This window comes from Glycocaulis sp., assembly GCF_050485565.1.
Taxonomy (GTDB): domain Bacteria; phylum Pseudomonadota; class Alphaproteobacteria; order Caulobacterales; family Maricaulaceae; genus Glycocaulis.
Window position 1 is genome coordinate 128,611 of the sequence record NZ_JBJHBQ010000006.1, and the last position, 12,014, is coordinate 140,624.

Genomic DNA, 12,014 nt, shown 5'->3' on the forward strand with positions numbered 1-12,014 from the left:
CCTTTTTGCGGAGCAAAAGCGCTCCATGGTCAGGCGGCCGGCTGCTTACCCGAAGCGGCCGGTAATGTAGTCCTGCGTGCGGCGGTCACGCGGGTTGGTAAATATCTCCTCGGTCGGTCCGTACTCGACCAGATGCCCGAGATGGAAGAAGGCCGTCATCTGTGACACCCGCGCAGCCTGCGCCATGGAGTGGGTCACGATGATGAGGCAGTAATTCTCCCGCAGCTCGTCAATCAGCTCCTCAATGCGCGCGGTGGCGATCGGGTCCAGCGCCGAGCAGGGCTCGTCCATCAGGATCACTTCCGGGTTAACCGCAATGGCGCGCGCAATGACCAGACGCTGCTGCTGGCCGCCGGAGAGCGAGTTTCCGGGCTGGTCGAGCCGGTCGGCCACCTCATCCCACAGACCTGCCTTTTTGAGCGAGGTTTCGACAATACCGTCCAGCTCATCCTTGCCGGACGCCAGGCCGTGAATACGCGGCCCATAGGCAACATTGTCAAAAATGCTCTTCGGGAACGGGTTTGGCTTCTGGAACACCATGCCTACCCGCGCGCGCAGCAGGACAGGATCAACGCCGCGATCGTTTACCTCTTCACCGTCAATCCGGATCGAGCCGTGAACCCGGGCCGTATCGATCGTGTCATTCATACGGTTGATGCAACGCAGGAAAGTCGACTTGCCACAGCCCGACGGACCGATAAACGCCGTTACCGAGCGGTCACGGATATCCAGATTAATGCCGTGCAGCGCCTGTTTCTCGGCGTAGAACACCTCCACGCCGGAGGCAGCCACCTTCACGGGATGGCTGCTCTCGGCGGGGTGGTAGACCGTGTTGCCGGTGTGCGTGGGGGCGGCAGAATCTGCCATCTCACCATCTCCGTTCGAAACGGCGGCGCAGGATGATTGCAACCGCATTGAAAATGATCATCAGCGTCAGCAGCACCAGAATGGCGGCGGCTGTACGCATCTCGAAAGCGCGCTCGGATGCGCCCGACCACAAGAAGACCTGGACCGGCATCACCGTCGAAGGCTGGGTAAGCCCTGACAGGCCAAGCGAAGGCGCATCGGCCACAAAGGCTACCATGCCGATCATCAGGAGGGGCGCGGTCTCGCCCAGCGCCTGCGCCAGCCCGATGATCGAGCCTGTCAGTATGCCCGGCATGGCCAGCGGCAGAACGTGCTGGAACACCGCCTGGGTACGCGACGCGCCAACGCCCAGCGCCGCTTCCCGGATGGAGGGCGGCACCGCCCGCAGCGCCGCGCGCGAGGAAATGATCACAGTGGGCAATGTCATCAGCGCCAGCACGAAGCCCCCGACCAGAGGCGCGGAGCGCGGCATGCCGAACGTGTTGATGAACACCGCCAGACCCAGCAGGCCGAACACGATGGACGGCACGGCAGCCAGATTATTGATATTGACCTCGATAAAGCCCGTCAGCCGGTTCTTCGGCGCGAACTCTTCCAGATAGATCGCTGTACCGACACCAATCGGCACGGCCAGCAGCATGGTGACCAGCATGGTCAGTATCGAACCGATAAACGCACCCATCACGCCGGCCAGCTCAGGCTCGCGGCTATCGGCATTGAGGAACAGATTGGTGTTGAAGCGGCGCTCCACCATGCCGCGCTCTTCAAGCGCCCTGGCGTAGACAGCCTGCTGATCGGTGATGCGCCGCCCTGCCGACGGTGTCTCGATGACCCACTCGTTCCAGCTGCCCGACGGCTCTGCGCTCTCCAGCGGCAGGAGAACCCGCCCCTCGGCCTCGCGGCCATCAGCAGTCAGGGCCGAAACGGCAACCACCCCGCCATTGACCCGGATCAAGAGGCTCGCCGTACGCGGGCCAAGCGCGATACGGGATTCAGGATCGATCACGGCGTCAAACCGGGCCGCCTCATCGCGCGCACGCCGGGCTGCCGCCAGCCCCGCTTCACGCGCATCACGGCTGGCAGCGTTTGCCGCTTCGGCTTCCAGGCGCGCAGCGCGGGTCAGCAGCACATCGCGCTGTGAACTGGCCTGCTGGCGGATGCGCGCAATGGCATTGGCAAAGGCAGGCGTATCCGATGACAGGGTGACATTGCCTGCTACGCCGTCGGCCTGGATAGTGCCGCTGCCCGCCGAAATATGCTCATCGACGGTGATGCCCTTCAGATAGAGATCGATCTCGTGATTGGCGGGCATTGTGACATTGATCGTGGTGCCGACCAGCGACGGATCGGCAATGACACGGTGCATGACCGACGCCGCGTTCAGCCCGCTATAGAGCCCGAAGAGCTCGCGCAGATCGCTGCGCGAGGAGGCGGCCGGAAACTCCGATTGCAGGGCGCGCTGGATAAGCTGGTTATAGCTGCCCCGGCGCAGCGAGGCTTCGCTCATATCGCCGCGCGGGTCGGCAACGCTCTGCTCCAGCGTTACCGGCAGGGTAATGACATAATTGGTGAAGGCACCGCTTGCCTGCAGCGTGATAGTGCCCAGAAGCACACCCAGAAATGTAATGGCAAGCGCAATTGCGCCCACGCCAAAGGCGCGGAACCGGCCTTCGGCACGGTGCCGGCGCGCGAGCCGCTGGCGGACCGCTTCGGCTATCGCTGGGCGGGGCGCGTCAGTCATATTTTTCCCGATAGCTCTTCACCACGCGCAGCGCGATGATGTTCAGGATCAAGGTGAGCACGAACAGGACCAGACCCAGCGCAAAGGCGGAGAGCGTCTTGGGACTGTTGAACTCCTGGTCACCGGTCAGAAGCGTGACGATCTGGACGGTGATGGTCGTCACTGACTCAAGCGGATTGGCCGTCAGATTGGCCGCCTGACCCGCCGCCATCACCACGATCATGGTCTCGCCCACCGCGCGCGACACCGCCAGCAGCAGCGCGCCGACAATGCCCGGCAAGGCGGCTGGAAGAACAACATGGCGGATGGTTTCAGACTTGGTCGCGCCCATCGCATAGGCACCATCACGCAGCGATTGCGGCACGGCGTTGATGACATCATCGGACAGCGAGGACACGAACGGGATGATCATCACGCCCATCACCAGACCGGCCGACAGGGCGCTCTGGGTCACCGCATCCTCATAGCCGAGGAAGAGCGCAAAATCGCGCAGGAGCGGCCCCACGGTCAGCAAGGCAAAGAAGCCATAGACCACGGTCGGAACGCCGGCGAGAATCTCCAGCACGGGCTTGGCCCATGCCCGTACCCGGCTATCGGCGTATTCCGACAAATATATCGCGGCAAACAGGCCGACCGGCGCTGCGACCATCATGGCAATCAGCGTGATGAGGGCCGTACCGGCAAATAGCGGCACCGCGCCGAACGAGCCGGACTGGCCTATCTGGCCGGGACGGATGGCGGTCTGGGGGCTCCACTGCGTACCGAACAGGAAGTCGAACACCCGCCAGTCGATGGAGGCAAAGAAGCGCAGGCTCTCAAACAGCAGCGAGAAGACGATGCCAAGCGTCGTCAGGATCGCAATCAGCGAAGCGAGCGCAAGCGCCGCAGAGATGACCCATTCAACCCGGTTGCGCGCCCGGAATCGCGGCGCCAGATGGGTGCGGGCAAAGACCAGACCCGCCAGAGCCAGGGCCAGCGCGCCAAGGCTTGCACCCCACAGAATGCTCGAATGAACCGGGCTCAGCCCATCGGCAACGGCGCGCAGCTCCGGCGTGTCACGGCTCGACAGGCCATCACCAAAGGCCAGTGCCCGCGCATCGGCGAGAAAGACCTCGCGTTCCTGAACAGGCAGACGCGAGAACTCGAACCCGGCGCGTGCCAGCGCATGATCGTCTGCTTCCGGTACAGCCTGCAGGATGTCACTGGCGATAACGTCCTCGCGGGCATCACGGGTAAAGCGCGCATCGTCCTGTGCGAACTGAAATTCATCCTGACGCGCGCGCAAGGCCGCCACGGCGTCGGACTGCACGCCTTCAGCGGCAATCACGGCTTCTGCTTCATCGCGAAGTGCGGCCATTTCACCGTCAAGCCGGGCAATCTCAGCGATCGCATCAGACCAGACTTCATCGCTGGCCAGAGCCAGCTCATAGCGCGCCTGCAGCGGCTCGGCGGCCCGCTCCATCTGGCCAAGCACAATCGTGTTGACGAGCATCGTGCCGGCCAGCGCGTAGGCGGCGAGGAAGGCAAAGCCCGGCAGGCCCGCCCACAGCGCTACGTAGTAGCCGTGATAGCTGGGCAGCGAGTGGAGGCGCTTATCGTCCTGTTCGGCAAGCGCAAGCGCACGGCTGCGCCCGGCAAGAAAGCCGGTGGCCGTGAGCACGAGCAGCGCCAGTGCCGTGAAAAGGGACAATTGCATCTACGACCTCGTACGGCAGATGCATTGCTAGCCACACCTGCCGGTTAGCGGCGCAAACTGGCGCGGATCGATCACCCAAATATGACGGTTGGATTACAGTTTTGCGACAGCGCCGGGCGCAGCCGGGGGATTACTCCGCTTCCGCCTCCGGCACACTGGCCGCCACAACGGGCTGGGCCGGGCTGGCAGCCTTCACCGTTTCTGCAGGTTTGGGCAGGAACACCGAAAAGACCGAACCTGTATCTGGCGCGCTTTCCACACTGAACCCGCCCCGGTGACGGGTAATGATGTGCTTGACGATGGCCAGGCCCAGCCCGGTTCCCGCCGTCGGGCCGCTCTTCTGCCCGTCGACCCTGTAGAAGCGCTCAGACAGGCGGGGCAGGTAGCGCCGGTCAATGCCTGCCCCGTGATCGCGCACGCGCAGCACGCCATAGCGCTGGCGCGGGTCAATGGGCGGACCGGCCAGCAGCAGGCGCGCGCTTTGCGGTGCCAGTCGTTCAGGTGCGTGCTCGGCGACATCCCGGGCGCAATTGTCCAGCGCCTCGATAGCGACCACAGCCCCTTCGGGCGAATACTTGATGGCATTCTCGACGAGGTTCTCCACCACCTCGTAAACCTGGTCACGATCACCCGTGATCCGGGCGGGTTCATCGGGAAGTGACAGCTCGAGCGTGATGGCGCGCGCATCGGCCATGGGCCGCAAACTGTCCACCACATCGCGTGCGATGGATGCGAGATCTGCCTCGCCCGATGGTGGCAAATGCTCGTTCATCTCCACCCGGCTGAGCGAGAGCAGATCATCGATCAGGCGGCGCATCCGGTCGGTCTGCTCACGCATGATGGTCAGGAAGCGCTCCCTTGCCTCGTCATCGTCACGCGCAGGCCCGCGCAAAGTGTCGATAAAGCCGGACAGAGAGGCCAGAGGCGTGCGCAATTCGTGACTGGCATTGGCCAGGAAGTCGGCGCGCATGCGCTCGGCCCGCTTTGATGAGGTTTCATCAGCCAGCACCAGCATCGCACGCCACGGCATCGGCCCGGCTACCGGCATGCGCAGCGGTTCCACAAAGGCGCGCACATGGCTTTCAATCGGCGCAAGGCTGGCATATTCCACAACCGCGCCGCGTTCCCCGCGCAGGGCCGCGCTGACCGCTTCAAGCACACGTGGCTGACGCAGCGAGTTCGACAATAGCCCCCCTTCAGCGCCAAGAGCCAGAAAGGCGCGCGCGGCCGGATTGGCGCGCTCTATGCGTCCGCCCGGACCGATCAGAAGGACCGGGACGGCGATCTTCTCCAGCATGACATCGGCAGACTCAAGCTCGCTGGAATGGACCGGGCGCGGCATCTGCACCGCAGACCGGGGCGAAACCCGGGTCACGGCTGTGAGAAAATAGACAAAGGCGAGCGCGGAAAAGGCGAGCGATGCGGCCAGCCATGCGCCCGGCGCAAGCACGCCGCCGACCAGCAGAACAAGCAAAACCAGCAGACCCAGCAGCGCCGTTATGACAATATCACGCCGCCGGGGCCGGTCCGGCGTGGCAGGTGTTCTGGCCGCTGGTTTCTCGTTTGCCATCTGCCGGTCTTAGCACGGGTTTTTGACGGCTCAATGTGAGCCGCGCACGAAATCTCGCACAGGGGCGACAAGATGAATTTTCTGTAATTCGAGATATTTTTAGCGTTTTTCGATAAACTTTTGTTGACATTCGCATAGTCGCCTCTAGGGTGCCGCCATCTTGAACCATCATCAAAAGAAGGAATCCCGGGTGCTCCGGTATAGCCTCATACTCTCCTCCTCCCTGATCGTTGTGGCGTGCGCTGGCACGCCGCAGCTCTCCGTCGCGCCCGATCTGGCCCTGCCGGACACCTATGTCAGCGCGCCTGACGCTGCCGGCCCGCAGGAAACTGACTGGGTTAGCGCCCTTGGCGATGAGGCTCTCGCGGGCCTCGTCGCAACCGCGCTGGCAAGCAATCCGGATCTGGCAGCCGCACGCGCCAATACAGAAGCCGCAAGAGCTTCGGCGCGCGCTGGTCAGGCCCCGCGCCTTCCCTCCGTCGATATCGGTACGACGGCAACGACCCGCCCCGCCGGCGAGGTCTACTCAGCCGGGCTGGACGTCAGCTGGCAGGCCGATGTCTGGGGGCGTATCTCCAATCAGGCCCGCGCCAGCGCGCTCAGCGCTGAAGCTGCCGAGGCCGATTATGCCGGCGCAGAGCTGTCCATTGCCGCCAGTGTCGCCAGAGCCTGGTTCGCTCTGACCGAAGCCCGGTTGCAGCGCGAGCTGTCAGAGCGCGATGTCGATACCCGCCAGCGCCAGCTGGACATTGTCGAGCGGCGCTTTGTCCGCGGTGTTGTGCGGTCTTCTGATGTACGTACGGCGCGATCCGCGCTTGCCAGTTCGCGCGCCACGCTTGCCCTTCGCCAGCGCGCCGAACGCGAGACCGCCCGCAACCTTCAGACCCTGCTGGGCGCCTACCCTGATGGAGATGTTGCGCCGGGCGCCGAGCTGCCAATGCTCGCCCCGCTGGCCTCTCCGGGTACACCGGGCGCGCTTATCAGCCGCCGTCCCGACATCGTGGCCGCTGAATTCCGGCTGGCTGCGGCGGGCTTTTCCGCCGAAGCAGCCCGCAAGGCGCTCTACCCGTCACTGTCGCTGACCGCTTCCTATTCGGGGCAGACGAGCGAATTTTCAGACCTGTTCTCCGCCTCCACCCTGGTGGAAAGCCTGACAGCGTCGCTTACCGCCCCGATATTCCGGGCAGGCGCGCTGCGTGCTGAACGCGACCGGACCGCTGCCTTGGCACGCGCTCAGGCCGCGTCTTACGTCAACACCAGCCTCACCGCCCTGCGTGAGGTTGAAAATGCGCTGACCGCCGACGGCCTGCTGGCCGACCGGGTATCGGCGCTGGAAACAGCAAGGGAAGAGGCGCAGGCCGCCCTTCAACTGGTCGAGCGTCAGTATGCGAGCGGGGTCGGCACCATTTTCGAACTCATCGATGCGCAGACCCGCCTCATCCAGGCCGAAGCCCAGCTGATAACGGCCCGGCGCGAACGCATCGACAATCGCATCGCCTTGCATCTTGCCATAGCCGGACCGTTCAGCGCGCCGGCCGGGCTCATCCCGTCAGAACAATAATAAGAATACGTCTTCAAGAGGTTGGTCATGTCAAAAACTACCGGACGCTTCCTGCTCATCGGCTTGCCGATACTCATTATCGCGGGATTTGTTGCCCTGTTCGTCATACTGGGCGCCACCCAGCCGCGGCCCGAGCGTGAAACGCCGGTACCCCGGCCCGCCGCCGTCTTCGTGGCCGAGGCTGTTCAGAGCCCGGTCCGTCTCATGGTCAGCACGCAAGGCGAGGTGTCTCCCGTCACCCAGATCGGCCTGGTCGTGCAGGTTTCCGGGCGCATCGCCTATGTGAACCCCAGCTTCACGCAAGGCGGGTTCTTTGAGGAAGGCGAGGTGCTGGTGCGCCTGGAGGACGAGGATTACCGCCTCGCCGTGATCCGCGCCGAAGCACTGGTGACACAGCGCCGCCAGGCCCTGATCCGCGAGGAAGCCGAAGCCCAGCTCGCGGCCGAGGAATGGCGCGCCATCGGTGACGGTGACGCGTCTGCCCTGACATTGCGTGAACCGCAACTGGCAGACGCCCGCGCCCAGCTGGCCGGTGCGGAGGCATCGCTGCGCGAAGCCCGGCTGGCACTGGCGCGCACCCGCATTACCGCTCCGTTCAACGGCCGTGTCCGCGAAAAGCTGGCAGACCTCGGCCAGTATGTTGGTCCCGGCGCGCGGATTGGCGAGATATTCTCCACCGACACCGCCCAGGTGCGCCTGCCCTTTACCGATAGCGAGCTTGGCCGGGCCGGTATCCCCGTTGCCTTCCGCGCAGACAGCTTCGAGACCGCCCCTGCCATCACGCTGGGCGCCAGTCTCGGCGGTGCCTGGCGCGAATGGGAGGGCCGTATCGTGCGCACTGACAGCAGCATCGATCCGCAAACCCGCACGCTCTACGCCATTGCCGAAGTGGCCGATCCTTTTGGTGCAGCTGCTGAAGCTGCCGGCGCGCCTCTCGCCATGGGTCTGTTTGTCGACGCCCAGGTACCCGGACGCGCGCTCGAGAGCGCGATCACCCTGCCACGCAGCGCATTGCGCGGTGCTGACCAGGTACTGGTCGCCAGACCGGATGGTACCTTGTCGGTGAGGACGGTGCAGATCGTCGAGAGCCGCCCTGAAAGGCTGGTCGTCGCCAGCGGGGTCGAGGCCGGTGAATATGTCGTCACCTCGCCGCTGCGCGGCGCTGCCGAAGGGATGCGCGTGCGCGCACTCGACGGCAATGGTGAGCCGATATTCCCCGATAGCGAAGATGCTGAAACGCCCGGCGCAAACGGCGACCCGCAAACCACCGGCACTGACACTGCCTCGTCTGTAGCCAGCGCTGACTAGAACGCCGCTGCGAAGGATCTGAAAATCATGGTCGAACGTCCCGACGAAAAGCCCCATCGCGGCCTGCTGGCCTGGTGGGCCGGCAATTCCATTGCTGCCAACCTGCTGATGGTCATCGCCCTGGTGGGCGGCATCATCGGCTACTCGCAGATCCAGCGGGACGATAACCCCGCTGCCTCGTTCGCCGGGGCCACTGTTTCGGTGGCCTGGCCGGGGGCCTCGCCGCAGGAGATCGAAGAACAGATCATCCTGCGCATCGAAGAGGCGATGACGGCTGTTGACGGCGTGCGCCGCATTACCGCGACAGCGGTGGAAGGCAGTGGCTGGGTCAATATCGAAGGCAACAGCACGGTTGACCCCAAAGTGTTCCTCGACGCGGTCAAACTGCAGGTGGATTCCATCAACAACCTGCCGGTCGACGCCTTCCAGCCGCGCGTCGTGCAATGGCAGGCGCAAAGCCAGATCGCCGGCATCGCCATTCACGGCAATATCGACCGGCGCGAGCTGCAGCGTATTGCACGCGAAATCCGCAACGAGCTGTCAGCGGCCATACCCGATGCCGCCGCAGTGAATGTCCAGGCGCGCCTGCCCGAGGAGGTCTCGGTTGAGATCTCCGAAGAGAATATGCGCCGCTACGGCATCACGATTGCCGAGCTGTCACGCGCCATCTCCACCAGCTCGCTCAACCTGTCTGCAGGTTCGGTACGCACCGATCTGGGCGATGTGCGCTTTGCCGCGCGTCAGCTGGCAGATACCGCCGACGAGTTCGGCAATATTGTCGTGCGCCAGACCCCCGGCGGCGGCGTCATCCGCGTGCGCGACGTCGCCACGGTGATTGACGGACTTGAGGACCGCCCCTTCCAGGCGACCTTCGACGGCGAGCCGATGGTGCTCCTGACGCTGATGTCGACCGGCAATTCTGACGTTATCGACGTCTCAAACCAGCTCTCCGCCTATATCGAACGCAAGCGGCGTGACCTGCCGGAGACCGTTTCCATCTCGGAATGGTGGGACGGGGCCGATCAGTTCAACTCGCAGCTGACCGTCATCGGTAGCTCGGCCCTGCTCGGCCTCGCGCTCGTGCTGGTCATCCTGATCCTGTTCCTGCGTCCGATTGTGGCCTTCTGGGTGACGATCGGTATCGCGACGGCCTTTGCCGGCGCCTTCATGCTGCTGCCGCTTATCGGCGTGACACTCAACTTCCTGTCACTGTTTGCCTTCCTCATCGTGATCGGGGTTGTCGTCGATGACGCGATCATTGTCGGGGAGAATATCCACAACCGGGTGGAACGCGGCGAAGAGGGCCTGACCGCAGCGGTGGTTGGCGTCCAGATGGTGGCCAAGCCGGTCGTGTTCGCGGTCATCACCTCGATGATGGCGTTCGCGCCCTGGATGATGCTGTCCGGGCCGGAAGTGCAGTTCACCCGGCAGATATCGCTGGTGGTGATCGCGGCGCTGACCTTCTCGCTGATCGAAGCCTTCCTGATCCTGCCTGCTCACCTGGCGCATATCCGGCCGCAGGAGCCCAAGGGCATTTCAGGCCGTTTCATCCGCTTCCAGGCGAAGATTGCTGACAGCCTCGTCTGGTTCTCCCGCCACGCTTACGGGCCGTTCCTGGCGCTGTCCCTGCGCCATCGCTATGCGACATTTGCCGTCTTTATCGGCCTGTTCGCGCTGGCAATCGTGCTGATGAACACGGGCAGGGTGCCGTTCCGCTTCATGCCGGAAATTGAAAGCGACCTCATCCGGGTGAATATCGTGCTTGCCGAGGGCACGCCCTGGCAGCGCACCGATGAAATCCGCGAACGGCTGGAGGCGGCGCAAACCGTGATCCAGAACGCATACCGGGAAGAATTTCCAGGCGAGATAGACGTTATCCGCAACCGCTCCACACTGGCCACGCAAGGCCAGATCCGGGCGTGGATCAATCTTGCGCCGCCAGAGTCGCGGCCCGGACGGCTCGCCTCCGCCGACATTGCCCAGCGCCTGCGTGACGAGCTGGGTGCGATACCCGATGCAGAGGAAATCAACTTTGACGCGACACTCAACGAGGTTGGACCGGCCATCGACTTTGCCATCAACCATCCCGACATCGACATTTTGCGCTTGGCCGCCGACGAGTTGAAAGAGGCACTGCGCGGCTTCCCGGCGACCTATGATGTCGTCGATAATCTGCAGACGGCCGCGGACGAACTGCGCCTGGTCCTGCGCCCCGACGCGCAGGCACTGGGCCTGACACTGACCGATGTCACCCAGCAGGTTCGCCAGGCCTTCTATGGCCAGGAGGTCCAGCGCCTGCCGCGTGGCGGCGAGGATGTCAGGGTGATGGTGCGCTATCCCAGAGAGGCGCGCGAGAGCCTTGATGCCATAAATCAGGTGCGTATCCGTACACCCGATGGCCGCGAAATACCGCTGGCTGCCGTCGCGGACGCGGAGTTTGCCCCCGGCATCAACCGCATCCAGCGCCGCGAACGCCAGCGCACGGTGCGCGTCAGCGCCGAGGTCAGCGATCCTGATGCGGCACGCGCCATTCGCCGCCAGATAACCGAGGAGTTCTTCCCCGAATGGCAGGAACGCTATCCGGGCGTGTCGGTCGGTGCCATCGGCCAGGCCGAGGGTGAGGCGGAGTTTCTTGGCGAAATCGTGGTCCTGCAGATCATCATGATCGGCATGATGTACGTGCTGCTGGCGGTTGCCTTCCGCTCCTACGCCCAGCCCTTGCTAATTATGACAGCCATACCCTTCGCCTTCGCCGGCGCGGTGTTTGGCCATATGTTGCTGGGCGTGCCCTTCGCGCTGTTCTCGATGTTCGGTGTCGGGGCCGCAGCCGGTATCGTCATCAACGACAATCTGGTGCTGGTGGACTTCGTGAACCGGCTGCGCGAACGCGGCGTGGGTGCCTTCCAGGCTCTCGTGGATGCGGGCGTCCAGCGGTTCCGGCCCATCCTTCTGACGACCGTGACGACCTTCATCGGCGTGCTGCCGATGATTGCGGAACGCTCCACTGCGGCGCAATTCCTCAAGCCCATGGTCGTATCACTCGGGTTTGCCGTGATCTTCGCCCTGTTCCTGACCCTGTTCATGGTGCCTGCGCTCTACGCGATCGGCGTGGACATCAAACGCACCGTGCTCTCGCTCTGGACGGGCGAGAAGCGGGCCGGCATCGGGTCGGGCTATGAAGGCGATACCAGCGGCACTGACGTCGATATCGGCCAGGTCCAGCAACCCGCCGAATAGACCTGCAACCGGCCATGGCGGAGCGCACAAACTG

General features: G+C 64.0%; 6 protein-coding genes and 1 pseudogene. 3 read left to right on the forward strand and 4 right to left on the reverse strand.

Annotated elements, in window-relative coordinates:
* Positions 1–45 precede the first annotated feature (45 nt).
* From pstB to ACQ5ID_RS08415, 4 genes and pseudogenes are all read right to left on the reverse strand, one after another.
* Positions 46–875, reverse strand: a pseudogene (gene pstB, locus ACQ5ID_RS08400) (phosphate ABC transporter ATP-binding protein PstB).
* Positions 869–2,608, reverse strand: coding sequence for a phosphate ABC transporter permease PstA (gene pstA / locus ACQ5ID_RS08405; RefSeq protein WP_429912000.1), 1,740 nt, complete (start codon positions 2,606–2,608; stop codon positions 869–871). Before pstA ends, pstB begins: the two are co-directional and overlap by 7 nt.
* On the reverse strand, positions 2,601–4,304 hold the full coding sequence (gene pstC, locus ACQ5ID_RS08410) for a phosphate ABC transporter permease subunit PstC (protein WP_429912001.1): 1,704 nt from the start codon (positions 4,302–4,304) through the stop codon (positions 2,601–2,603). The genes pstA and pstC overlap by 8 nt, the downstream gene beginning before the upstream one ends.
* A 130-nt stretch (positions 4,305–4,434) precedes the next feature.
* Positions 4,435–5,874 (reverse strand): sensor histidine kinase, encoded by a 1,440-nt coding sequence (locus ACQ5ID_RS08415; RefSeq protein ID WP_429912002.1) that lies wholly within the window; start codon positions 5,872–5,874, stop codon positions 4,435–4,437.
* A gap of 190 nt (positions 5,875–6,064) precedes the next feature.
* On the opposite strand from ACQ5ID_RS08415, the gene ACQ5ID_RS08420 reads away from it, so the two are divergent.
* From ACQ5ID_RS08420 to ACQ5ID_RS08430, 3 genes are read left to right on the forward strand one after another with little or no spacing between them, the layout of a single operon-like run.
* Complete coding sequence (locus ACQ5ID_RS08420) at positions 6,065–7,435, forward strand: efflux transporter outer membrane subunit (RefSeq protein WP_429912003.1); 1,371 nt, start codon at positions 6,065–6,067, stop codon at positions 7,433–7,435.
* A 27-nt stretch (positions 7,436–7,462) separates the two neighbouring features.
* Entirely contained in the window at positions 7,463–8,743 is a 1,281-nt protein-coding gene (locus tag ACQ5ID_RS08425; RefSeq protein WP_429912004.1) for an efflux RND transporter periplasmic adaptor subunit, read from the forward strand.
* Positions 8,744–8,770: 27 nt separating this feature from the next.
* Positions 8,771–11,980 (forward strand): efflux RND transporter permease subunit, encoded by a 3,210-nt coding sequence (locus tag ACQ5ID_RS08430; protein ID WP_429912005.1) that lies wholly within the window; start codon positions 8,771–8,773, stop codon positions 11,978–11,980.
* Positions 11,981–12,014 lie beyond the last annotated feature (34 nt).